Source organism: Burkholderiaceae bacterium (assembly GCA_024235995.1).
In the GTDB taxonomy this organism is placed as follows: domain Bacteria; phylum Pseudomonadota; class Gammaproteobacteria; order Burkholderiales; family Burkholderiaceae_C; genus Ottowia.
In genome coordinates this window covers 1,096,300-1,118,947 of record JACKLI010000001.1, presented here as the reverse complement: position 1 = coordinate 1,118,947, position 22,648 = coordinate 1,096,300, and the positions used below count along the sequence as shown (strand labels likewise).

21 protein-coding genes are annotated in these 22,648 nt (G+C 69.8%); 15 read left to right on the top strand and 6 right to left on the bottom strand.

What is annotated here, in order from left to right; translation table 11 throughout:
- The first annotated feature begins 158 nt into the window (after positions 1-158).
- The gene (priA, locus tag H6927_05510; GenBank protein MCP5217552.1) at positions 159-2,276 is read left to right on the top strand and encodes a primosomal protein N'; all 2,118 of its coding nucleotides are present in this window, start codon (positions 159-161) and stop codon (positions 2,274-2,276) included.
- A gap of 91 nt (positions 2,277-2,367) precedes the next feature.
- Positions 2,368-2,748 (top strand): hypothetical protein, encoded by a 381-nt coding sequence (locus tag H6927_05505; protein MCP5217551.1) that lies wholly within the window; start codon positions 2,368-2,370, stop codon positions 2,746-2,748.
- A gap of 8 nt (positions 2,749-2,756) precedes the next feature.
- Here the strand turns inward: H6927_05505 and H6927_05500 are convergent, their stop codons facing one another.
- Complete coding sequence (locus H6927_05500; GenBank protein ID MCP5217550.1) at positions 2,757-3,722, bottom strand: AEC family transporter; 966 nt, start codon at positions 3,720-3,722, stop codon at positions 2,757-2,759.
- Between the two features lie 80 nt (positions 3,723-3,802).
- On the opposite strand from H6927_05500, the gene H6927_05495 reads away from it, so the two are divergent.
- From H6927_05495 to H6927_05485, 3 genes are read left to right on the top strand one after another with little or no spacing between them, the layout of a single operon-like run.
- A complete protein-coding gene (locus tag H6927_05495) occupies positions 3,803-5,866 on the top strand; it encodes a UvrD-helicase domain-containing protein (GenBank protein MCP5217549.1) in 2,064 nt (687 codons plus the stop codon).
- 40 nt (positions 5,867-5,906) lie between these two features.
- Entirely contained in the window at positions 5,907-6,962 is a 1,056-nt protein-coding gene (locus tag H6927_05490; GenBank protein MCP5217548.1) for an EamA family transporter, read from the top strand.
- On the top strand, positions 6,937-7,485 hold the full coding sequence (locus H6927_05485) for a hypothetical protein (GenBank protein ID MCP5217547.1): 549 nt from the start codon (positions 6,937-6,939) through the stop codon (positions 7,483-7,485). Before H6927_05490 ends, H6927_05485 begins: the two co-directional genes overlap by 26 nt.
- Before the next feature lie 9 nt (positions 7,486-7,494).
- Here H6927_05485 and H6927_05480 read toward each other — a convergent pair whose 3' ends face one another.
- Complete coding sequence (locus H6927_05480; protein ID MCP5217546.1) at positions 7,495-8,292, bottom strand: GntR family transcriptional regulator; 798 nt, start codon at positions 8,290-8,292, stop codon at positions 7,495-7,497.
- Positions 8,293-8,424: 132 nt separating this feature from the next.
- On the opposite strand from H6927_05480, the gene H6927_05475 reads away from it, so the two are divergent.
- Genes H6927_05475 through H6927_05450 form a run of 6 tightly spaced genes read left to right on the top strand, consistent with a single transcriptional unit; the run spans position 8,425 to position 14,858 of the window.
- Entirely contained in the window at positions 8,425-9,393 is a 969-nt protein-coding gene (locus H6927_05475) for a tripartite tricarboxylate transporter substrate binding protein (protein MCP5217545.1), read from the top strand.
- Positions 9,394-9,403: 10 nt separating this feature from the next.
- Complete coding sequence (locus tag H6927_05470) at positions 9,404-10,570, top strand: acyl-CoA dehydrogenase family protein (protein MCP5217544.1); 1,167 nt, start codon at positions 9,404-9,406, stop codon at positions 10,568-10,570.
- Positions 10,571-10,580: 10 nt separating this feature from the next.
- Positions 10,581-11,768, top strand: coding sequence for an acyl-CoA dehydrogenase family protein (locus H6927_05465; protein ID MCP5217543.1), 1,188 nt, complete (start codon positions 10,581-10,583; stop codon positions 11,766-11,768).
- Positions 11,765-12,877 (top strand): acyl-CoA dehydrogenase family protein, encoded by a 1,113-nt coding sequence (locus H6927_05460; protein ID MCP5217542.1) that lies wholly within the window; start codon positions 11,765-11,767, stop codon positions 12,875-12,877. Before H6927_05465 ends, H6927_05460 begins: the two co-directional genes overlap by 4 nt.
- Positions 12,874-13,680 (top strand): enoyl-CoA hydratase/isomerase family protein, encoded by an 807-nt coding sequence (locus H6927_05455; protein MCP5217541.1) that lies wholly within the window; start codon positions 12,874-12,876, stop codon positions 13,678-13,680. Before H6927_05460 ends, H6927_05455 begins: the two co-directional genes overlap by 4 nt.
- Positions 13,677-14,858, top strand: coding sequence for a CoA transferase (locus tag H6927_05450; protein MCP5217540.1), 1,182 nt, complete (start codon positions 13,677-13,679; stop codon positions 14,856-14,858). The genes H6927_05455 and H6927_05450 overlap by 4 nt, the downstream gene beginning before the upstream one ends.
- Before the next feature lie 12 nt (positions 14,859-14,870).
- Here H6927_05450 and H6927_05445 read toward each other — a convergent pair whose 3' ends face one another.
- The 4 genes from H6927_05445 to glmS all read right to left on the bottom strand — a co-directional run bounded on the left by H6927_05445 (position 14,871) and on the right by glmS (position 18,832).
- On the bottom strand, positions 14,871-15,566 hold the full coding sequence (locus tag H6927_05445) for an SDR family NAD(P)-dependent oxidoreductase (GenBank protein MCP5217539.1): 696 nt from the start codon (positions 15,564-15,566) through the stop codon (positions 14,871-14,873).
- Complete coding sequence (locus tag H6927_05440; protein ID MCP5217538.1) at positions 15,563-16,459, bottom strand: phenylalanine 4-monooxygenase; 897 nt, start codon at positions 16,457-16,459, stop codon at positions 15,563-15,565. Before H6927_05440 ends, H6927_05445 begins: the two co-directional genes overlap by 4 nt.
- A complete protein-coding gene (locus H6927_05435) occupies positions 16,456-16,776 on the bottom strand; it encodes a 4a-hydroxytetrahydrobiopterin dehydratase (protein ID MCP5217537.1) in 321 nt (106 codons plus the stop codon). The genes H6927_05440 and H6927_05435 overlap by 4 nt, the downstream gene beginning before the upstream one ends.
- A gap of 172 nt (positions 16,777-16,948) precedes the next feature.
- Entirely contained in the window at positions 16,949-18,832 is a 1,884-nt protein-coding gene (glmS, locus tag H6927_05430) for a glutamine--fructose-6-phosphate transaminase (isomerizing) (protein MCP5217536.1), read from the bottom strand.
- A gap of 136 nt (positions 18,833-18,968) precedes the next feature.
- Between glmS and H6927_05425 the strand changes: the two genes are divergently transcribed.
- The 4 genes from H6927_05425 (at position 18,969) to H6927_05410 (ending at position 22,515) form a co-directional block, all read left to right on the top strand.
- Positions 18,969-19,460 (top strand): Lrp/AsnC family transcriptional regulator, encoded by a 492-nt coding sequence (locus H6927_05425; GenBank protein MCP5217535.1) that lies wholly within the window; start codon positions 18,969-18,971, stop codon positions 19,458-19,460.
- A 293-nt stretch (positions 19,461-19,753) separates the two neighbouring features.
- Positions 19,754-20,530, top strand: a complete 777-nt coding sequence (locus H6927_05420) for an ABC transporter ATP-binding protein (protein ID MCP5217534.1) — start codon at positions 19,754-19,756, stop codon at positions 20,528-20,530.
- Positions 20,531-20,546: 16 nt separating this feature from the next.
- Positions 20,547-21,254, top strand: a complete 708-nt coding sequence (locus H6927_05415; GenBank protein ID MCP5217533.1) for an ABC transporter ATP-binding protein — start codon at positions 20,547-20,549, stop codon at positions 21,252-21,254.
- Positions 21,255-21,291: 37 nt separating this feature from the next.
- The gene (locus H6927_05410) at positions 21,292-22,515 is read left to right on the top strand and encodes an ABC transporter substrate-binding protein (protein MCP5217532.1); all 1,224 of its coding nucleotides are present in this window, start codon (positions 21,292-21,294) and stop codon (positions 22,513-22,515) included.
- Positions 22,516-22,648 lie beyond the last annotated feature (133 nt).

Sequence of the window (22,648 nt, the reverse complement as noted above, 5' to 3'; positions counted from 1 at the left end):
CTGGATGGGCAACCCGTTGAAAGCCTTGTCCGACAAGGGCTCGCGGCGGCTTTCCGAAGGTTTTCAACAAAATTATCCACAGCTTCTGGGCATGACTTTGGAAGCGTTTTCGAATCAAGCACTTAGAGCGTGTTCATGAACTGCCCACGGGGCCTGCCATGACGCACTGGCTGGCCGTGGCCGTGCCCACCCCGGCGCACAGCCGGGTGGCCGGCCTGCTGACCTACCGCAGCGACCAGCCCCTGCCCGCCGGCAGCCTGGTGCGCGTGCCGCTGGGCCAGCGCGAGCTGCTGGGCGTGGTGTGGGACGGCGCCCTGCCGCCGCCCGACGAGCCCCTGGCCAGCCAGACGCGGGCCGTCACCGCCGCGCTGGACGGCGTGCCTCCGCTGGGCGAGCCCTGGCTGCGCCTGATCGCCTTCACCGCGCGCTACTACCAGCGCGCACTGGGCGAGGTGGCGCTGGCCGCGCTGCCGCCGCAGCTGCGCAGCCTGAGCGCCGTGCAGATGGCGCGGCGCCTCAAGCGCGCCGCCGGCACGCCCGCCGACGCCGCCTCGGTCACTATCGAAACGAGAGCGCTTACCGCAGATCAGACCCGCGCCCTGGCCCAGATCGATCAAAACCCCGGCCCCTTCCTGCTGTTCGGCGCCACCGGCAGCGGCAAGACCGAGGTCTACATGCAGGCCGCGCAGGCCGCCCTGGCGCGCGACGCCGCGGCCCAGGTGCTGGTGCTGGTGCCCGAGATCAACCTCACGCCCCAGCTGCTGGCGCGCTTTGCCGAGCGCTTTGGCCACGCCTCCATCGCCTGCCTGCACAGCGGCCTGACGCCCGCGCAGCGCCTGCAGGCCTGGCTGGCGGCGCACACCGGCCAGGCGCGCATCGTGCTGGGCACGCGCGTGGCGGTGCTGGCCTCCATCCCGCAGCTGGCGCTGGTCGTGGTGGACGAGGAGCACGACCCCAGCTACAAGCAGCAGGAAGGCGCGCGCTACTCGGCGCGCGACCTGGCGCTGGTGCGCGGCCAGCACAGCGGCGCCAAGGTCATCCTCGGCTCGGCCACGCCTTCGCTGGAAAGCTGGCATGCCAGCACCCCGGTGGCCGACGGCGGTGCCGGGCGCTACCAGCTTCTCACCATGGCGCACCGCGTGGGCGCAACCGACGGGCATGCCGGCCTGCCGCGCGTGCTGCGCGTGGACATGGGCCGCCAGCCCAAGGGCACGCTGATCGCCCCGCCGCTGCTGGCCGCCATCGGCGAGCGCGTGGCACGCGGCGAGCAGGCGCTGCTGCTGCTCAACCGCCGCGGCTGGGCGCCCGTGCTGCACTGCGCCGACTGCGGCTGGAAAAGCGAGTGCCCGCACTGCAGCGCGTATCGCGTGTTCCACAAGATCGACCGCACGCTGCGCTGCCACCACTGCGGCCTGACCGAACGCGTGCCGCGTGCCTGCCCCGACTGCGGCAACCTCGACATCGGCACCCAGGGCCGCGGCACCGAGCAACTGGAAGACCACGTCGCCACCCTGCTGGCCGACGTGCGCCGGCCTGATGGCACGCCCGCGCGCATCGCCCGCATCGACGCCGACTCCACCCGCGGCAAGGGCCGGCTCGAACAGGCCCTGGCCGCCGTGCACGGCGGCGACGTGGACGTGCTGGTGGGCACGCAGATGATCGCCAAGGGGCACGACTTTCGGCGCGTCACCCTGGTGGCCGCCATCAACCCCGATGCGGCGCTGTTCTCCAGCGACTTCCGCGCCCCCGAGCGCCTGTTCGCCCTGCTCATGCAGTCGGCCGGCCGCGCCGGGCGCGATGCCGCCGCAGCGGCCGACAGCCAGATGTGGGTGCAGACCCAGCACCCGCAGCACCCTTTGTTTGCCGCACTCAAGGCGCACGACTACCCGGGCTTTGCCGCGCAGCAGCTGGCCGAGCGCCAGCAGGCCGGCTTTCCGCCCTTCACCCACCTGGCCCTGCTGCGCGCCGAAGCGCGCAGCCAGGACGCCGCGCAGGCCCTGCTGGGCGCGCTGGCGGCGCAGGCCCAGGCGGCGGGAGCGGCCGACGCCGCGCTGGCCGCCGCCCTGCCCCACGTCAGCTGGTACCCGGCGGTGCCGCTGGCGGTGCAGCGCGTGGCCGGCGTCGAGCGCGCGCAGATGCTGCTGGAGAGCGCCCACCGCCCGGCGCTGCAGCGCGTGCTGGCCGCTTGCGCGCCCCTGCTGCAGGCCCTGCGCGCCACGCCCGAGCACCGCGCCATCGTGCGCTGGGCGATCGACGTCGATCCGCAGGAACTTTAGCCGCCGGCGGCGAACCCACAGACATCGGGCGCCGACCGATGGCCGCCATGGATGCCGCTGGCGCCCGCTCACTCAGGAAAGGAGTTCGACCATGAACCTTCGACCCACCCTGCTGGCGCTGTGCGGCGCCCTGGCCCTGCCCGCCCTGGCGCAGATGACGCCGGCGCAGACCAACCTGGACCCCGCCGCCGCCCGCCTGGAGGCGCGCAACGCCCGCGCCGACCACCAGCTCACCGCCGTCAGCCCGCAGCAGGCGCTGGCCAACGAGCTGCAGCGCTGCGCCGTGCTGCCGCCCTTCTACAAGAGCGACTGCGAGGCGCGCGTGCGCGGCCAGGCCGGCACCGTCTCGGGCAGCGTGATCGGCGGCGGCATGATCCGCGAGACCGTCACCACCATGCCCAAGGAGCAGTTGCAGACGCTGCAGCGCAACCCGCAGGAAATGGACTTTCCCAAGCCCCTGCGCCAGCGCTGACCGGCACGTCAGCGCAGCAGCGCCACCGCGGCTGAAAAGCTGAAGAAGGCAAGCGCCGTCGACACCAGGATCACGCGCGCCACGCGCCCGTTGTCGGCGCCGAAGCGCTCGGCCAGCAGCGACACGTTGCTGGCCGCGGGCAGGGCGGCCGTCAGCACCAGCGGCGCCAGCAGCGCGGCCGGCCAGGCCCCGGCACGCACGGCGGCGGCGCCCAGCGCCCACACCAGGGCCGGGTGCACCGCCAGCTTCAGCAGCACGATCAGCCCCACGTCGTTCGGCGCACGCGCCGCGCCGGCGGCGGGCGCGCCGGTCTGCATCTGCGAGCGCGCCAGCACCGCGCCGATGGTGAACAGCGCCACCGGCGAGGCCGCATCCGCCAGCAGCTCGACCGTGCGCCCGATGGGCGCCCACGGCTCGAAGCCGGTGGCGCCGGCCAGCGCGCCCAGCAAAATCGACCACGGCATGGGGTTGCGCAGCACGCCCTGCAGCGCCCGGCCCAGGGCCTTGGCCGCGCCGTGCTCGCCGGCCGCGCCCCACTGCGACAGGCCGATGCACACCGAGGTGGTCACCACCAGGTCCACCAGCAGCGTGGCCATCACCGGCCCCAGCGCGCCCTCGCCCAGCAGCGCCAGGATCAGCGGCACGCCCATGAAGCCCGAATTGGGAAAGACGGCCACCAGCGCGCCCATGGCCGCGTCCGGCCAGCTGGCGCCGCGCCGGCGCGCCCAGCCCGCCGACACCGCCACCAGCAGGGCGGCCGCCAGCATCCAGATCAGCGCCACCACCGGGCTGAACAGCTGCGCCACCGGCGTGCCGCTGCCAAAGCGGTACAGCATGCACGGCAGCGCGAAGTACAGCACGAACATGTTCAGCCCCGCCACCGCGTCCAGCGGCAGCAGGCGCGCGCGGGCGGCCAGGTAGCCGCACAGCACCAGGGCGAAGAAGGGAAAGGTGACGGCAAGGATGCCGGACAGCGCCTGCATGAGGACGCGAGCGTAACAAGAGCGCAACCCGCGGCTCCCGCGCAGGCCGCCCGCTATGATCGGCGCTGCGCATGTCCGACCGCCTGAACCTCGCCCAGCAAGACGCCGTCAACCACCTGCGCGGGCCCTGCCTGGTGCTGGCCGGCGCGGGCTCGGGCAAAACGCGGGTCATCACGCACAAGATCGCGCGCCTGATCCAGACCGGCGTGGCGCCTTCGCGCATCGCCGCCATCACCTTCACCAACAAGGCTGCCGCCGAGATGCGCGAGCGCGCCCGCGGCCTGGTGGGCAAGGCCGCCGGCGAGGTGCTGATCTGCACCTTTCACGCGCTGGGCGTGCGCCTGCTGCGCGAGGACGGCGCGGCGCTGGGCCTCAAGCCCCAGTTCAGCATCCTGGACAGCGACGACGTGCTGAGCCTGCTGAAGGACTGCGGCGCGACGACCGACGCCGCCACCGCGCGCCAGTGGCAATGGGCCATCAGCGGCTGGAAGAACGCTGGCCTGGATGCCGCCGGCGCGCTGGCCCAGGCCCGCGGCGAGGGCGAGCGCCAGACCGCGCTGCTGATGGCGCGCTACCAGGAGCGGCTAACGGCCTACCAGAGCGTGGACTTCGACGACCTGATCGGCCTGCCGCTGCGTTTGCTACAAAATCATGAGCAGGTGGCGGATAAGTGGCGCGGGCGACTGGCCCATATCCTTGTCGATGAATACCAGGACACCAACGCCACGCAGTACGAGCTGATGAAGCAGCTGGTGGGCCGCGCCGGCCACTTCACCGCCGTGGGCGACGACGACCAGAGCATCTACGGCTGGCGCGGCGCCACGCTGGACAACCTGCGCCGCCTGCCGCAAGACTACCCGCAGCTCAAGGTCATCAAGCTGGAGCAGAACTACCGGTCGACTTCCGCCATCCTGCGCGCGGCCAACAACGTCATCGGCCCCAACCCCAAGCTGTTTCCCAAGCGGCTGTACTCCGAGCTGGGCGAGGGCGAGCCGGTGCGCGTGGTGGATTGCGACCACGAGCAGCACGAGGCCGAGCGCGCCGTGGCGCGCATCCAGGGCCTGCGGCAGAGCTCGCCGCACAAGGAGTGGCGCGACTTCGCCATCCTGTACCGCGCCAACCACCAGGCCAAGGTGTTCGAGCAGGCGCTGCGCCGGGCGCAGATTCCGTACAAGGTCTCGGGCGGGCAGAGCTTCTTCGACCGCGCCGAGATCAAGGACCTGTGCGCCTGGCTGCGCCTGTGGATCAACGAGGACGACGACCCGGCTTTTCTGCGCGCCGTCACCACGCCCAAACGCGGCATCGGCCACCAGACGCTGGCCGCCCTGGGCGAGTTTGCCGGCAAGGCGCATCTGTCGCTGTTTGGCGCGCTGTTCGCACACAGCCTGCCGGCCGCCCTGCCCGCGCGCGCCATCGCCGGCTTGCACGAGTTTGGCCGCGCACTCAACGACCTGCGCCACCGCGCCGGCCACACGCAGGGGCACGAGGCGGCACGCGCCTTTTTGGCCGACTGGTTGAAAGACATTGGCTACGAGCAGCACCTGCACGACAGTGCCGACAGCCCCGCGCAGGCCGCCGCGCGCTGGGCCAACGTGCTGGACTTTTGCGACTGGATGGCCGGGCGATGCGGCGGCCAGATCGAGGACGCGGCGGGCGTCAGCCTGCGCACCGAGCCCAAGACCCTGCTGGAGGTGGCGCAGACCATCTCGCTGATCTCCACCCTGAACGAGCGCGAGCAGGACCCCAACGTGCTCACCCTGTCCACCCTGCACGCCGCCAAGGGCCTGGAATGGCCGCACGTGGTGCTGGCCGGCGTCAACGAAGGCCTGCTGCCCTTTCGCCCCGACGAAGACGCGGGCGCCGCCGCGCAGGCCGCGCGCATCGAGGAGGAGCGCCGCCTGATGTACGTGGGCATCACCCGCGCCAAGGTGACGCTGGCCGTCAGCTGGACGCGCCGGCGCAAACGCGGGCGCGAGGTGGTGGCCGCGCAGCCCAGCCGCTTCATCGCCGAGATGGCGCTGGACCAAAACACCGTGCGCGAGGACCCGCGCGAAAAGCTCAAGGCCCTGCGCGCCGAATTTGCCCGCCGCGCGGCCGACGCCTCGGCCGCCGCGCCCACGGGCTCGGCGGCGTAGAGTCTCGCTCAGGGCCACCGGCCCGCCTTGCCGCACCATCATGAACACGCCATGGACCACGGGTTTGCGCCAGCCGGGCGTGGCCGCCGTCCTGGGCGCCGCGCTGCTGTTCGGCGCCGGCACGCCGCTGGCCAAGCTGCTGCTGGCGCAGGCCAGCCCCTGGCTGCTGGCGGGCCTGCTCTATCTGGGCTCGGGGCTGGGCCTGGGCGCCGTGCGCCGGCTGCGGCGCGCGCCGGCGGTCCAGCTGTCGCGCGCCGAGTGGCCCTGGTTGGCCGGCGCCGTGCTGGCCGGCGGCGTGGTCGGCCCGGTGCTGCTGATGCTGGGCCTGACGCGCATGCCGGCATCGGGCGCGTCGCTGCTGCTCAACGCCGAAGGCGTGTTCACGGCCCTGCTGGCGTGGCTGGCCTTCCGGGAAAACGTCGATCGCCGCATCGCCCTGGGCATGACCGCCATCGCGCTGGGCGCCGCGGTGCTCAGCTGGCCCGGCCAAGCCCGCTTTGCCGGTGCCTGGCCGGCGCTGGCGGTGCTGGGCGCCTGCCTAGCCTGGGCCATCGACAACAACCTGACGCGCAAGGTGTCGCTGGCCGACGCGAGCTGGATCGCCTCCGTCAAGGGCCTGGCGGCCGGCTCGATCAACCTGGCGCTGGCCTTCGGGCTGGGGGCCACGCTGCCGCGCGCGCCGGTCGTCGCCGCGTCCCTGCTGGTCGGGTTTCTGGCCTATGGCGTCAGCCTGACCTGGTTCGTGCTGGGCCTGCGGCACCTGGGCACGGCACGCACCGGGGCGTACTTTTCGATCGCGCCGTTTTTCGGCGCCGTGCTGGCGGTGGCGCTGGGCGAGCCCGTTACGGTGCCGCTGCTGCTGGCCGGCGCGCTGATGGCCGTGGGCATCTGGCTGCACCTGACCGAGCGCCACAGCCACGAGCACACGCACGAACCGCTGGCGCACGAGCACATGCACGTGCACGACGCGCACCATCAGCACCGGCACGATCCGCCCGTCCCGCCGGGCACCCGGCACAGCCACTGGCACCAGCACGAAGCCCTGACGCACACGCACCCGCATTTTCCCGATGTCCACCACCGCCACAAGCACTGACGCGCAACGCACGCACCCCGGCAAGACCGCCTGGAAGGCCGTCCAATTTTCTATGGTTTTGATAGCTTCTTGCGCGCTGTCTGCCTGCGCCACAGGCCCATTCGATTCAAAACCCGGCGTCCAGGCCAAGGCGCCAGCCAGCACGGTCAACCCGGCCTGCCCCGACCTGGCCCGCTGGGGCGCGCCCCAGCTGTACGGCAGCTGGACCTTCGAGCTGAGCGCGCTGGGCCAGCGCGGCCGCATGCAACTGCGCCAGCACCCCGACTTCGCCGCCAGCCTGCGCGGCGAGCTGGACTACGGCGGCGCGCACGCCATCGCCTCGGGCGACCTCGAGGACGGCGAGCTCAACCTGGACGAGTCGCGCGACGGCAAGAGCCTGTACGCCTTCTGGACCGGCCAGCTGGTGCCGGCCCGCTGCGGCCGCGAGATCCGCGGCACCTGGGAGCAGGTGCCGAAGGCCGGCCAGCCGGCGCTGAAAAGCCCCTTCGTGCTGCGGCGCGTGGACGGCGGCGATCGCTGGTGATCCATCGGCTCAACGCCGTATCACGGCCCGGTAGCTGAACTGATCGGGGCGAAAGTAAACGTCTGAATACAGAAGCGGCATCCCCGTGATGTCATAGGGCACGAAGCGCATCTGCAGCAGCGGCGCATCACTGCCCACCCCCAGCAAGGCTCCGCGCGCACGTCCGGCCCGCACGGCGGTCGCCGTGATCTGGGTGTGATCGAGGCGCATGTCCAATGCATCCTCCAGCAGAGTCATGGCGTCCTCCTCGTGAATGCGCCGCGCCAGCAGCTCTCGGCCTTGGGTCGGTTCGTAGTAGGCATGCACGATCGATGCCGGCACGTCGTCGATCAGGCGCAATGCGCGAACCTCGGACACGAGCGCGCCACGCTCCAGACGCAAGGCCTGCGCCACGCGCGCAGGCACCGGACAGCTTCGCGCACTCAACAGCCGGCCGCTGGGCACGCGCCCGTGCGATCGAACCAGGTCATTGAATCCAGCCAGCATGCCCAGGCGCGGCGCCCCCGCCGGCCGGGTGACGAAGCTGCCTTTTCCATTGATGGTGTGGATCAGGCCGTCGGCCTGCAGCTCAGCCAAGGCCTGGCGCACGGTGATCCGGCTGACGCCAAAGATCTGCTGCAGCCTGGCCTCGGACGGGAGCTTCTGGTCGGCCAGCAACCGCTTGTCCAGGATATCTTGGCGCAATCGCGCCTTGATCTGGGCAAAGCGCGGCAGCGCCACAGGCCGTCGCGGCTGGGGCTTGGTCGTGACGGGCTTGTCGGTGGGGGCCGGTGCGGCGGAAGACAAGACAGGTACGGCGCGGTTCATGGCAAAAAACTCAGGGAAGGCATTTCAGTATATCCATCACCTGTCATAACAGCTATTGCGCCCGATCCGATTCGAACCTATCATGACAGGTCAAATCGCTGTGCCCGCATCCATCCTCTCAGGAGATCTGTCATGAAGCACCGTTCCATCATCCGCACCATCCTGGCATCGGTCCTTTGCACGGGCCTCGCCGTGCCCGCGCTGGCCGCAGACCCCTATCCAGTCAAACCCATCAGGGTCATCGTTCCCTATGCCGCAGGCGGCGTGGTCGACGTGCAGACACGCGCGGTCACGGAATCGATGGCGCAGTTTCTCAAGCAACCCATCATCGTCGAGCCACGCCCTGGCGCCAGCGGAAGCATCGCGGCCGAAGCCGTGGCTCGGGCAGAGCCCGATGGCTACACATTGCTGGTATCGGCTTCCTTCCTGTTCACGCAACCACTGCTGGAAAGCCACCTGCGATGGTCGATCAAGCAGTTCACGCCTGTCGGCCGCTTCGCTCTGTCCCCCAGCTATTTCGTCGTTCCCAACAACTCACCGGCAAGAACCCTCAAGGAATTCGTGGATTACGCCAAGAAGGCCAGCCCTCCCCTGCAGTATGCGAACGGCGGAGATGGCGCCCCGCAAACAATGGCAACGGAACTCTTCCGCGTTGCGGCCGGCATCAAGCTGGAGCCGGTGATGTACAAGGGCGCGCCACCGGCCGTGCCCGATCTGATCAACGGGAGGGTTGCGCTTGGCGTCCTGCCATCGACAGTGGGCTTCCCACAGATCAAGGGAGACCGGCTGCGCGCACTGGCCAACGCAAGCGATCAGCGCTCATCCCAACTGCCGGGCGTGCCAACCATCGGCGAGGCCGGCTTCCCCTCGGCCACGGTCAATTCGTGGTATGGCCTGCACGCTCCCGCAGGAACTCCGCCCGAAATCATCCGGATACTGAGCGAAGCGATGAAAGCCGCGACCGCCATGCCGGAGGTGAAAACGCGCCTGGAAGCAGCGGGTGGCGAAGTGGCATACATGGGCACGGCGGACTTCACCCAGTTCCTGAGCAACAACGCCAAGCAATGGGCAGATGCCGTCAAGTTGATCAAGACCAACTGATCGACCTTCCATGAAGACTCGCCCTGAAGCGGAATACACCGCGCTGATCGACACCCTGCGCGAGTTCATCGACGCCGAGGTGATTCCGCGCGAAGACCTGAAGACCGCGCATGACAGCGACGCGGTGACATGCATGGCCAGCGAGCTGAACGCCCTGGCTCGCGCACGCGGACTGGGCGCGCCGCGCGCTCGCGTGGAAGACGGCGGCCTGGCACTCAGCTGGACCGAATGCTGCGCCTACCTGGAGCAGGCCGGCCGCAGTTTTCTGGGCCCGCAAGCGCTGGGCTGCGCTCCTCCCACACAGCCGGACGTGTTCGCCCTGGACGCACTGGCCAGTCCCGCACAGCGCCAGCGCTACCTGGAACCCCTGATGCGCGGTGAGCGCAAGTCCTGCTTTGCCATGACCGAACCCGCCCCCGGTGCCGGCTCCGATCCGCGCATGCTGAGCACCCGGGCGCGTCGTGACGGAAACGGCTGGGTGATCGACGGCCACAAGTGGTTCATTTCGGGCGCCATGCGGGCGGACTTCGCCATCGTGGTGGCGCGCACCGAACACGGGCCTTCGTGGTTCCTGGTGGACGCCGGCACGCCCGGCTTCGAGATCGTGCGCGACATTCCAACCATGGAGCCGTTTGACACGGGCGGTCACGCCGAGATTCGGCTGGACGGCTGCCGGGTGGGCGCCGACGCGCTGGTCGGCGAAGAGGGACAGGGCCTGGCGCATTCGCAACTGCGGCTGGAAGGCGCCCGCCTGTTCCACTGCATGCGCTTCATCGGGCTGGCCTCGCGCGCCATGGCAATCGCCCAGGACTACGCCTTGCAGCGGGAATCGCAAGGCGCCAAACTGGCCGAACACCAGATGGTTCAAGCCATGATCGCGGACGCGCACATTCAACTCTACGCCGCGCGCATGATGACGCTGGACGTGGCGCGCCGGCTCGACGCCGGCGAGTCCATCCGCCACCATTCCTCCATGGCCAAGGTCTTCGTGGCCGAGGCGGTCTACAGGGCGGCCGACTCGGCGGTGCAGATCTGCGGCGCGCTGGGCGTGTCCGAGGATGTGCCCGTGTCCATGATCCTGCGCATGCTGCGGCCCTTCCGCATCTATGACGGGGCTTCCGAAGTCCACCGCTCGGCCATCGCCCGGCGCGCGCTGCGCCACCGCCTGCCTGCTTGAGAGCCTGCCCATGAGCGATACCCCCGACCTGGCGCACTTTCGCCAGGACATTGACCGCTTCGTGCGCGAACGCCTGCCTGCCGGGCTGCGACAGACCGTGCGCCAGGGCCAGCAGCCCACGCGGGAGCAATTGACCGGCTGGCACGAGGTGCTGGCGGCCGAGGGGCTGCTGGTGCCCCACTGGCCGGAACCATGGGGCGGACGCGGCTGGAGCGTGCGCCAGCAGATGGTCTTCGACGAGGCGATGGCGCTGGGCGACGCTCCCGAGCTGAACGCCATCACCTTCGACATGATCGGCCCGGTGCTGATGCGCCACGGCAGCCCCGAACAACAGCAGCGTTTTCTGCCCGCCATCGCCTCCGGGCGCCAGTGGTGGTGCCAGGGCTATTCGGAGCCGAATGCCGGCTCGGACCTCGCCAGTCTGGCCACGCGCGCGCAGCGCGACGGCGACGACTACGTGGTGAACGGCTCCAAGATCTGGACCTCCTACGCCCAGTACGCCGACTGGATGTTCGCGCTGGTACGCACCCGCCGGGAAGGCAAGCCGCAGGAGGGCATCAGCTTTCTGCTGATCGACATGCGAAGTCCCGGTATCACCGTGCGTCCCATCGTGGGCGTGCACGGCTGGGTGGTGTTCAACGAAGTGTTCCTGGACGGCGTGCGCGTGCCGTCAAGGCAGCGTGTCGGCGAGGAAAACCACGGGTGGACGGTTGCCAAGTCGCTGCTGGAGTTCGAGCGGCTCAAGCTGGCGCGCATCGGCGAGAACAAGCGCCGCATGGCCCGCGCCAGGGAGGTGGGGCTGACCCGCTGGCGCGAGGGCCGGCGCGTGGCGGATTGGCCGTGGTACCGCGCGCGCTTCGCCGACCTGCGGGCGCGCCTGATTGCCCTGGAAGCCAACACGGAACGCTTTGTGGCGCGTCAGATGGCAGGCGAACAAATCGGCCCCGAAGTCTCCATGCTCAAACTGCGCGGCAGCCGCCTCATCCAGCAGTGGGAGGAGTTGATTGTCGACGCCCTGGGTCCCGAGGCTGCCCCGCTGTCGCCGCACTGGCTGCAAGCCAGGCCCGGCGCCGCGCCACTGGACGCGCTGGCCGGCACCGCCTCGTCGCGGCGCTTTCTCGCACGCGGATACACCATTGCCGGGGGTTCCAGCGAGATTCAGCACAACATCCTGGCCAAGCAGGTGCTCGGACTATGACAATGGACATCGATACGCGGCGGATGCTGGTCGACAGCGCTCGCCGCTGGGCTGCGCAAGCGTGCGGCAAGGCCGACCGCGAGCAAGCCAGCGCCCACCCGTCCGGCTGCCCACCGGAGCGCTGGCGCGCTCTGGGCGAGCTCGGATGGCTGGCCATGGCCGTGCCGGAGGCCGATGGCGGCCTCGACGCCGGGATGCCAGCACTGTGCCTGCTGGCGGAGGAACTGGGCCGTGCCCTCCTGGTCGAGCCGTTCGTGTCCTGCGCCATCACGGGATGCGGCCTGCTGGCCGACGCCGCCGCCATGGGGACGGAGCGGAGTGCGTGGCTCGCGGCGCTGGCCACGGGCGAGCGGCGTGTGGCCTGGATGGCGTGGGAGCCCGATGGCACCGCCGGGAGCATGCCCTCGGCCACGGCCGCCGCCGACGGCGCCGAATGGCGCCTGAACGGGAGCAAGGGGCTCATGCCGGGCGCCGGCGGAGCCGACGCGCTGCTGGTCACGGCCCACATGCCGGGCAGCTCGGACCGTGTGGGCCTGTTCCTGATCGAATCCGGCATATCGGGTATCCTCCTCGACGACACCCTGCTCTACGACGGCCGCCACGGCGCGCGCCTGAGCATGGCCGATGCGCATGGCCGCCTGCTGCGCAACGGTCCGGCCGGGGCCATGGCAGCTCTGCTGGAACCCGCGCTGGCGCGCGGGCGCATCGCGCACTGCGCCGAAACCCTGGGTACCGCACAGGCGGCGTTGGAGATCACGCTCGACTACGCCCGCTCGCGCAAGCAGTTCGGGCGACCGCTGAGCGGCAACCAGGTCATCCAGCACCGCTTGGTGGACCTGTATGTCGAGCAGCAGGAAACGCGCGCGCTGTGCCTGGCTGCCGCCGAGGACAGCACGCCCGAGCGTGTCGCCGCGCTCGGCGCGCGGGTTGCCGAGGTGGCGCGCCTCACCTGGAGCGAGGCCATCCAGCTGCACGGCGCCATCGGCATGACCGAGGAATACGCGCTGGGCGAATACGTCCGGCGCCTGGCGCTGGCCGCCGACCTGTACGGCAGCGCCGACAGCCATCTGGAACACCTGGCCGGCCTCTCACTGGAAATCAACCCATGACTTCACCCGGTATTCCCAAGGACGCGGTGCTGACCGAACGCCGCGATGGCGTGATCCAGCTCACGCTGAACGCGCCGCACAGCCGCAACTCGCTGCAATCGCCCGGCATCTACGAAGGCCTGATGGCGGGGCTGGACGAGCTGGAAAGCAACCCCGGCCTGCGCGCGGCCATCATCACGGGCGCCGGCGGCGCCTTCTGCTCCGGCGGCGACCTGCGTGCCCTGGCCCGCGGCAGCGAGGACGAAGTGCGCGCCAGCATGGCACGCAACACATGGCTGTATCGGCGCATCGCGCTGTCCGACAAACTGGTGCTGGCCGCCGTGGACGGCCCGGCCTACGGCGCCGGCCTGGGCCTGGCCGCGGCCTGCGACTGGGTCGTGGCGGGGCAGACCGCCCGGTTCTGCTGCGCCTTCACACGCGTCGGCGCCATGCCCGACGCCGCATTGTTCTGGTCCCTTCCGGCGCGCGTGGGCATCGCCCGGGCGCGCCGCATGATGCTGTGGGCCACCGAAGTCGATGGCGCCGAGGCGCTGGCGAGCGGCCTGGCCGACGACCATGCCGTCGCCGACGGCGCCCTTGCCCTGGCGTCGACCTGGGCGCGGCGCGCGGCCGCAGGCCCCATCCGCGCTTACGGCCGCATCAAGGCGGGCCTGCGCCAGGCACCGATGTCGATCGAACACGCCCTGGGCTTTCAACTCGACAACGCGCCAGGGCTCTTCGCCAGCGCCGACTTCAAGGAAGGCGCCGCGGCCTTCTTCGAAAAGCGCGCGCCACGCTTCGGGCTGAACGGGACATCACCATGAATGCAACCGCCTCGCTCCTTCCGGCGATGGACGACCCGCCGCTGCACGGCGTGCGCGTGCTGGATGCCGGGCAGTACATCGCCGCACCCGCCGCCGCCCAGACACTGGCCGACCTGGGCGCCGATGTCATCAAGCTGGAGCCGGCCGGCGGCGACGCCTCGCGCCACGTCGGCTGGACGAAGGATGCCTACGGCCCCATGTTCAGCGCCTACAACCGCGGCAAGCGCTCGGTGGTGCTGGATCTGCGCAGCGAAGCCGGGCGCAGCCAGGCCCGGCGCCTGGCGCTGAGCTGCGACGTGGTGCTGGCCAACGCCCGCCCGGGCGCGCTGGAAAAGCAGGGCCTGGGCGCCGCACAGCTGATGGCCGAATCGCCCCGTCTGATCTACGGCCGCGTCAGCGCCTTCGGCCAGCAGGGGCCGGCCAGCATCCGCCTGGGCTTCGACATCGCCGCGCAGGCCGAGAGCGGCATGATGAGCCTGAACGGCGAGTCCGACCGCGATCCGGTGCGTGTCGGCTTCACCGTGGTTGACCTGCTGGCGGCCAATTCCCTGACGACCGGCGTGCTGGCCACCTTGCTGCGCCGCGGCCGCACCGGGCGGGGCGGCCTGGTCGACCTGTCGCTGATCGACGTGGCGGTCTGCGCCCTGGCGAATGCCTGGACCGAATACCACTTGACTGGACAGATGCCCCTGCGACGGGGCAATGGGCAGCCCTCAGCGGCACCTGCGGCGGACGTGATCACCACCCGCGACGGACAGATCGTGCTCTCGGCCTACATGCAAGAGCATTTCGCTCGCCTGTGCGCGACCATTGGCCAGCCGCATCTGGCCCACGACGAGCGCTTCGCCACCAACCAGGCGCGGGTGGCCAACCGACCTGCCCTGGTGGCGGTACTGCGCGACGCGCTGAGCCATTTTGACTCCGACACGATTGTCGACATCCTGGCCCAGGGCGGCATCGTGGCGGGGACCATCCGCACGATGGACCGTGTCCAGCCAGGACACGCCGGCGTCAGCGCCGACCTGTTCACGGCGGTGGAAACACCAGGCCGGGCGCCCGTGCGCGTGCCGGGCCTGCCCTTCAGCCTGGACGGCGCGCGGCAGCCGGCCGGCCGACTACCCGCAGTGGGCGAACACACGCAGCAGGTGCTGGCCGAACTGGAGATACCGCAGGCCTAGGAAGCTGCTCGCCTACACCCGCCCGTAGACCGGAATCAGCGCGCCGTGAATGGCGCGCGCGGCATCCGAGGCCAGGAACGCAATCACCTCAGCCAGCGCGGCAGGCGCCACCCAGCGCGTGGGGTCGGCGTCGGGCATGGCAGCGCGGTTGGCGGGCGTGTCGATGGTGGACGGCAGCACACAGTTGACGTTGATGCCCGCATCGCGCAGCTCGGCCGACATGGATTCGGTCAGGCGCATCAGCGCGCTCTTGGCGGCGCTGTAGGCACCCATCTGCGCGCCGCCCTTGACACCCCCGCCGGCGCCCACGGTGACGATGCGGCCTGCACCCTGCGCCAGCATGCGCGGCACCACGGCGGCGGCCACGTGGATCAGGCTGGCGGCGTTCAGGTTCATCATGAAGTCCCACGCACTGGCCGGCGTGGCGTGCACCGGCTCGCCCATGTGAAAGCCTCCCGCCAGGTGGCACAGCACATCGACGCGGCCGGCCGGGCCCAGCGCCGCGTGCACGCGCTCGGCCACTTCATCGCGCGCCAGCAAATCCACCGCCAGCAGTTGGGTGCGCGCCAGCGCGCCGAAGTGGCTGGCCAGCGCCTTGGCATCGCGGTCGAGCAGCACCAGTTGCGCGCCCTGGTCGTGAAAGCGCCGCACCACGGCGGCGCCCAGTTGCCCGGCGGCGCCGGTGATCATGACGACGGGGGCGCTCATGGTTTGTTCTCCGGATTGCGTTTGGCCGCGTGGTAGCGCCCGCTGCCGCGCGTCAGCACGCGGTCGCTGGGCAGCACGTCGCCCGGCACCAGCGCCCGCTCCTGCGTCACGCGCGCATACACCGGGTCGAAATCGGTGTGGGCCAGCGCCAGCAGCTGGTCCAGGTTGTCGAGCACGAAGTACGTTTCCTGAAAGTCGTCGATACGGTAGCGCGTGCGCATCACGCGCTCCAGCTCGAAGCCGATGCGGTTGGGCGAAGCGTCCTCCAGCGCAAACACCGATTCGGTGGCGGACGAAACGATGCCCGCGCCGTAGATGCGCAGGCCATCGGGCTGGCGCACCAGGCCGAACTCCACCGTGTACCAGTACACGCGGGCCAGCAGGTCGAGCACGCCCTCCTTCTTGGCGCGCAGGCCGCCCTGGCCATAGGCCTGGATGAACTCGGCCATCACCGGGTGCATCAGCATGGGCACGTGGCCGAACACGTCGTGGAACACGTCGGGCTCTTCCAGGTAGTCGAGCTGGTCGGGCCGGCGAATGAACTGCCCGGCCGGAAAGCGCCGGTGCGCCAGGTGGTCGAAGAACACCTCGTCGGGCACCAGCCCCGGCACCGCCACCACGCGCCAGCCGGTGCGCTTGTGCAGCACGTCCGACAGGCGCTCGAAGTCGGGAATCTGGTCGTGGCGCAGCGGCAGGTCCTTCAGCCCGCTCAGAAAATCGTCGCACGCCCGGCCCGGCAGCAGGCGGCTCTGGCGCTCGAACAACGTCTTCCAGGTGGCGTGCTCGGCGGCGGTGTAGCTGGCCCAGCCTTGGTCGATCGTCCAGTCGGCCGAAGGCGGCGTGGCGTTGCCGGCGGCCAGGCCGTGCTTGTCGGTGGTGGCGGATGCATTCATGGTGTCGGCTCCTGGGCTTGCTGCGCCAGCGCAGCCGCCACGCGGTCCATGGTGCGCGCCAGCTCGACGTCCTTCATCGACAGGCCGCCCGCATCGTGCGTGGTCAGCGTCACCTGCACGCGGTTGTAAACGTTGAACCACTCGGGATGGTGGTTGCGGCGCTCGGCCACCAGGGCGATCTGGCTCATGAAGCCGAAGGCCTGGGCAAAGTCGCGGAAGGTGAATTCGCGCACGATGAGTCCGCCGCGCGCGGCGTCGAAGCGCCAGTCGGGTAGCGTTTGCAGCAAGGCTCTGGCGTCGGTGGGCGTGAGTTTCATGAGTGAAGTCTCCTGATAACTCAATTGTCGCGCGCTCACGCGCACATTTCCGGCGTTCTGGCTACCCCGCGGTCGACCCGGCGCTCAAGGGACCGGCAAATCAAGACGCAAGACCCCGCTGACCATCCAGCAAGGCGAAGATCAACGCCATGACCGGGCTGGCACCCCCCGCTCACTCCACCGTCACGCTCTTGGCCAGGTTGCGCGGCTTGTCCACGTCCGTGCCGCGCGCCACCGCCGTGTGATAGGCCAGGAGCTGCAGCGGCACCACGTGCAGGATGGGCGAGAGCAGGCCGACGTTCTCGGGCATGCGGATGACGTGCAGGCCTTCGCTGCTGTCGATGCGGCTGTCGGCGTCGGCCAGCGCGTACAGCACGCCGCCGCGCGCGCGCACTTCCTGCATGTTGCTCTTGAGCTTTTCCAGCAGCGCGTCGTTGGGCGCCACCACCACCACCGGCATGGCGCTGGTGACCAGGGCCAGCGGGCCGTGCTTGAGTTCGCCCGCCGCATACGCCTCGGCGTGGATGTAGGTGATTTCTTTCAGCTTGAGCGCGCCCTCCTGCGCGATGGGGTAGTGTAGGCCGCGACCCAGGAAGAGCGCGTTTTCCTTGGCCGCGAACTGCTCGGCCCAGCCGATGACCTGCGGCTCCAGCGCCAGCACGGCCTGCAAGGCCACCGGCAGGTGGCGCAGGGCCTTGAGGTGCGCGGCTTCCTGCTCGTCCGTCAGGCGTCCGTGCGACCTGGCCAGCGCCAGCGTGAGCAAAAACAGGCCCACCAGCTGCGTGGTGAAGGCCTTGGTGCTGGCCACGCCGATCTCGACGCCGGCGCGGGTCAGAAAGGCCAGCTTGCATTCGCGCACCATGGCGCTGGTGGCCACGTTGCACACCGTCAGCGTGTGGCGCATGCCCAGGCCCTGCGCGTGGCGCAGCGCGGCCAGGGTGTCGGCGGTCTCGCCCGACTGCGAGATGGTCACGACCAGCGTGTCGGGGTCGGGCACCGAGGTGCGGTAGCGGTATTCGCTGGCGATCTCGACCTGGCAGGGCATGCCGGCCACGCTCTCCAGCCAGTACTTGGCCACGCTGCCGGCGTAGTAGCTGGTGCCGCAGGCCAGGATCAGCACCTGCCGCACGCGCGCGAAGGTGGGATGGGCGCCATCGCCCGGCGCGTGATGGGCGGCGGCCTCGAACAGCTCGGGCACCACCGCCTTCACGCCCTCCAGCGTGTCGGCCACGGCGCGTGGCTGCTCGAAGATTTCCTTTTGCATGTAATGGCGATAAGGCCCCAGCTCGGCCGCGCCGCTCATGGCCTGCACGGTGCGCGCGGCGCGTTCGGCGGGCCGCCCGTCGCCGTCCACGATCCAGTGCTTGCCCAGCTGCACGTCGACCACGTCGCCTTCTTCCAGATAGACGATCTGGTCGGTCACGCCGGCCAGGGCCATGGCGTCGCTGGCCAGAAAATTTTCCTTGCCGTCGGCGCCCAGACCCAGCACCAGGGGCGAACCCTGGCGCGCGCCCACCAGGCGCTGCGGCTCGTCGCGGTGCAGCACGGCGATGGAATAGCTGCCGCGCAGGCGCTTGACGGCGGCCCGCACGGCCTCGGCCAGATCGCCCTCGTACAGGCTGTCGATCAGGTGCACGATGACCTCGGTGTCGGTCTGGCTGGCAAACGCGTAGCCGCGCGCGGCCAGCTCGGCATGCAGGGCCTCGTGGTTCTCGATGATGCCGTTGTGCACCAGCGTCACGCGTGGCGCGCGGTCGTCGGCCTCGCGTGCATCGGGCCCGCAGCTGACGTGCGGATGCGCGTTGGCCACCGCGGGCGCCCCGTGGGTGGCCCAGCGCGTGTGGGCGATGCCGGTGGTGCCCTGCAGCCGCTCGCGCTCGCACTGCGCCGCCAGGTCAGCCACGCGGGCGATGCCGCGCACGCGCCGCAACGCGCCCGCCGACGCGTGCACCGCCACACCGCACGAGTCATAGCCCCGGTATTCCAGCCGCTGCAGGCCCTGCACCAGGATGGGCACGATGTTGCGCGTGGAGACCGCGCCGACGATTCCGCACATGAGAAGGCTCCCGTGGATTGAACGGGATCGATCGTAAATAGAGCAAGCAGAAATATGGGATTGATTTGAATTTGATTTTGAAATATTATTTCTTTGATTGGTGAATACGAAATTTACAGTTGATTTTCGATCATTTATGGAATTTGACGCCATCGATTGGCATCTGTTGAACCTGCTGCAGCACGATGCCGCCGCCAGCAACCAGGCCCTGGCCGAGCGCGCCGGCGTTTCGCCGCCCACCGCCCTGCGGCGCGTGCGCCGCCTGCATGAGGCGGGCCTCATCACCCGCACCGTGGCGCTGCTGGACGAGGACCGCCTGGCGGCCCTGCAAGGCCACGGCCTGAGCGCCATCGCCGAGGTCGCGCTCGACCGCCAGGGTGCCGAGCACCTGGACGCGTTCGAGCACCGGGCGGTGGCCGAGTCCGCCGTGCAGCAGTGCTGGCGCGTGGCGCCCGGGCCCGACTTCATGCTGGTGCTGCGCGTGCCCGACATGCCAGCCTACCAGGCGCTGGCCGAGCGCCTGTTCACGCAGGATGCCAACGTGCGCAACGTGCGCACCTTCTTTGCCACGCGGCGCGCCAAGTTCAGCACCGAAGTTCCGCTGGGGGCCGCCCCGCGCGACACGTGAGGCGGGGCGGGCCTCGATCTCGTGACGAAGCTCGCCCGCCACAGCCTGGTGGCCGCCACGTCGCCTGATGCCGAAACGGTGGGCCAGGACCGGCGGCCATCGCCACCGACACGGCGCGCCTGAAGACCGACGACGGCCGCTCGTAGCCGGGCCGAATCCACGAGGCTGCGCGAGCGTGGGCGCACCGCATCTCGGGTGAAAACCCTGAGCGGGGAAGGCAAACCACCCGCGCATAATCGGCCCGTTTTGACCGGCGCCCCTTGGCGTCGGCGCTATCAGGTTGATATGGGCGCATGAGTTCAGACATCATTTTGGAAACCCGCGGGCTGGTGAAGGAGTTCAAGGGCTTTGTCGCGGTCAACGGTGTCAACCTCAAGGTCCGGCGCGGCACCATCCACGCGCTGATCGGCCCCAACGGCGCCGGCAAGACCACCTGCTTCAACCTGCTGACCAAGTTTCTCGAGCCCACGCGCGGCACCATCCTGCTGGAAGGCAGCGACATCACGCGCGAGAAGCCCGCCCAGGTGGCGCGCCGCGGCATGGTGCGCTCGTTCCAGATCTCCTCCACCTTCCCGCACATGAGCGTGCTGGAGAACGTGCGCGTGGCGCTGCAGCCCACGCTGGGCACGGCCTTCAACTTCTGGCAGTCCTCGCGCACGCTCGAGCAGCTCAACGGGCGCTGCATGGAGTTGCTCGACCACGTGGGGCTGGCCGAGTTCGCGTCCCTGCAGGCCATCGAGCTGCCCTACGGCCGCAAGCGCGCGCTCGAGATCGCCACCACGCTGGCGATGGACCCCAAGCTGCTGCTGCTGGACGAACCCACCCAAGGCATGGGCCACGAGGACGTGGAGCTGGTCACCCAGCTGATCCAGAAGGTGGCGGCCGACCGCACCGTGCTGATGGTGGAGCACAACATGAGCGTGGTCGGCCAGATCGCCGACACCATCACCGTGCTGCAGTTCGGCGAAGTCATCGCCGAGGGGCCGTACGCCGAGGTCTCGCGCAACCCGAAGGTGCTCGAGGCCTACATGGGCAGCACCGACGACGCGCTCGAAGGCATTGGCGCATGAAGAGGGCCATCGACGAATGACTGCATCCACCGCCATCCGCTTCAAGGACGTGCACGCCTGGTACGGCGAGTCGCACATCCTGCACGGCGTCAATTTCGAGGTCAAAAGCGGCGAGGTGGTCAGCCTGCTGGGCCGCAACGGCGCCGGCCGCACCACCAGCCTGCGCGCGCTGATGGGCCTGGTGGGCAAGCGCACCGGTGCCATCGAGATCAACGGCCAGGACACGGTGCGCCTGGCGCCGCACCACATCGCCAAGCTGGGCGTGGGCTACTGCCCCGAGGAGCGCGGCATCCTGACCTCGCTGAGCTGCGAAGAGAACCTGATGCTGCCGCCCAAGGTGGCCGAGGGCGGCATGAGCGTTCAGGAAATCTACGACATGTTCCCCAACTTGAAGACCCGCCGCAACAGCCCGGGCGGGCGCCTGTCGGGTGGCGAGCAGCAGATGCTGGCGGTGGCGCGCATCCTGCGCACCGGCGCCAAGATCCTGCTGCTGGACGAGATCTCCGAGGGCCTGGCACCCGTCATCGTGCAGGCCCTGGCGCGCATGATCCGCGAGTTGCGCGCGCGCGGCTTCACGGTGCTGATGGTGGAACAGAACTTCCGCTTCGCCGCGCCGCTGGCCGACCGCTTCTACATCATGGAGCGCGGCCTGATCCTGCGCGAGTTCACCGCCGCCGAGCTGCAGGGCAACATGGACATGCTGCACCAGTATCTCGGCGTCTGATATTCGGTCTTTCACACCCACCTCGAGGAGTACCCCCATGAAACGCAAACTGCTTTGCACGCTGATCGCCGGCCTGGGCCTGGCGCTGTCCGGCGCGGCCCAGGCCGCCATCTCGGGAGGGGTGGTCAAGATCGGCGTGATGAACGACATGTCCGGCCCGTATGCCGACCTGACCGGCACCGGCTCGGTGCTGGCCGCCAAGATGGCCGCCGAGGACTACGCCAAGGCCACCGGCTCCAAGCTGAAGATCGAGATCATCTCGGCCGACCACCAGAACAAGCCCGACGTGGGCTCCAGCATCGCCCGCAAGTGGTACGACACCGAGGGCGTGGACATGATCACCGACGTGCCCACCTCGTCGGTCGCGCTGGCCGTGAGCCAGGTCACGACCGAAAAGAACAAGGTCAACGTCAACACCGGCGGCGGCTCGTCCGACCTGACCGGCAAGGCCTGCTCGCCCAACTTCGTGCACTGGCTGTACGACACCTGGATGCTGGCGCACGGCACCGGCAGCGCGGTGGTCAAGGCGGGGGGCGACAGCTGGTTCTTCCTGACCGCCGACTACGCCTTCGGCCACGCGCTGGAGCGCGACACCAGCGAGGTCGTCAAGGCGTCGGGCGGCAAGGTGCTGGGCGGCGTCAAGGTGCCGCTGGGCACCAGCGACTTCTCGTCCTTCCTGCTGCAGGCCCAGTCGTCCAAGGCCAAGGTCGTCGGCCTGGCCAACGCGGGCGCGGACTTCACCAACTCGGTCAAGCAGGCGGCCGAGTTCGGCATCGTCAAGGGCGGCCAGAAGATGGCCGGCCTGCTGGTGTTCATCACCGACGTGCACGGCCTGGGCCTGCAGACCGCGCAAGGCCTGCAGCTGACCGAGACCTTCTACTGGGACCACGACGACGGCACGCGCGCCTGGAGCAAGCGCTTTGCGGCCGCCAACGGCGGCAAGTACCCGTCGGCCGACCATGCCGGCGTGTACGCCAGCGTCCTGCACTACCTGAAGGCGGTCGACGCGCTGCAGGACGACACCGACGGCAAGGCGATCGTGGCCAAGATGAAGGCCATGCCGACCGACGACATCCTGTTCGGCAAGGGCACGATCCGTGCCGACGGGCGCAAGCTCCATCCCGCCTACCTGTTCGAGGTCAAGAAGCCGAGCGAGTCCAAGTATCCGTGGGACTACTACAAGCTGATTCAGACCATTCCCGCCGACAAGGCATTCCGCCCGCTCGACGAGGGTGGCTGCCCGCTCGTCGCCAAGAAGTGACCCTGGCCCGAGCATCGAAGTCAGGAATCGGCGCGGGCACACCGCGCCCACGCCGGTTCCTCCCGCCCGCTGCCGCCCCGCAAGCACCGCAATGACAGGTGGCAGTTGTTGATCAGGCACGTCGCACTGATCG

Bases quoted from the DNA above. Each gene is read 5' to 3' on its own strand.
- H6927_05435 (MCP5217537.1), bottom strand. From the start codon at position 16,776: ATGAAACTCACGCCCACCGACGCCAGAGCCTTGCTGCAAACGCTACCC.
- H6927_05450 (MCP5217540.1), top strand. From the start codon at position 13,677: ATGAATGCAACCGCCTCGCTCCTTCCGGCGATGGACGACCCGCCGCTG.
- H6927_05470 (MCP5217544.1), top strand. From the start codon at position 9,404: ATGAAGACTCGCCCTGAAGCGGAATACACCGCGCTGATCGACACCCTG.
- H6927_05455 (MCP5217541.1), top strand. From the start codon at position 12,874: ATGACTTCACCCGGTATTCCCAAGGACGCGGTGCTGACCGAACGCCGC.
- H6927_05485 (MCP5217547.1), top strand. From the start codon at position 6,937: ATGTCCACCACCGCCACAAGCACTGACGCGCAACGCACGCACCCCGGC.
- H6927_05460 (MCP5217542.1), top strand. From the start codon at position 11,765: ATGACAATGGACATCGATACGCGGCGGATGCTGGTCGACAGCGCTCGC.
- H6927_05475 (MCP5217545.1), top strand. From the start codon at position 8,425: ATGAAGCACCGTTCCATCATCCGCACCATCCTGGCATCGGTCCTTTGC.
- priA (MCP5217552.1), top strand. From the start codon at position 159: ATGACGCACTGGCTGGCCGTGGCCGTGCCCACCCCGGCGCACAGCCGG.
- glmS (MCP5217536.1), bottom strand. From the start codon at position 18,832: ATGTGCGGAATCGTCGGCGCGGTCTCCACGCGCAACATCGTGCCCATC.
- H6927_05465 (MCP5217543.1), top strand. From the start codon at position 10,581: ATGAGCGATACCCCCGACCTGGCGCACTTTCGCCAGGACATTGACCGC.
- H6927_05480 (MCP5217546.1), bottom strand. From the start codon at position 8,292: ATGAACCGCGCCGTACCTGTCTTGTCTTCCGCCGCACCGGCCCCCACC.
- H6927_05410 (MCP5217532.1), top strand. From the start codon at position 21,292: ATGAAACGCAAACTGCTTTGCACGCTGATCGCCGGCCTGGGCCTGGCG.
- H6927_05505 (MCP5217551.1), top strand. From the start codon at position 2,368: ATGAACCTTCGACCCACCCTGCTGGCGCTGTGCGGCGCCCTGGCCCTG.
- H6927_05425 (MCP5217535.1), top strand. From the start codon at position 18,969: ATGGAATTTGACGCCATCGATTGGCATCTGTTGAACCTGCTGCAGCAC.
- H6927_05415 (MCP5217533.1), top strand. From the start codon at position 20,547: ATGACTGCATCCACCGCCATCCGCTTCAAGGACGTGCACGCCTGGTAC.
- H6927_05420 (MCP5217534.1), top strand. From the start codon at position 19,754: ATGAGTTCAGACATCATTTTGGAAACCCGCGGGCTGGTGAAGGAGTTC.
- H6927_05490 (MCP5217548.1), top strand. From the start codon at position 5,907: ATGAACACGCCATGGACCACGGGTTTGCGCCAGCCGGGCGTGGCCGCC.
- H6927_05445 (MCP5217539.1), bottom strand. From the start codon at position 15,566: ATGAGCGCCCCCGTCGTCATGATCACCGGCGCCGCCGGGCAACTGGGC.
- H6927_05440 (MCP5217538.1), bottom strand. From the start codon at position 16,459: ATGAATGCATCCGCCACCACCGACAAGCACGGCCTGGCCGCCGGCAAC.
- H6927_05495 (MCP5217549.1), top strand. From the start codon at position 3,803: ATGTCCGACCGCCTGAACCTCGCCCAGCAAGACGCCGTCAACCACCTG.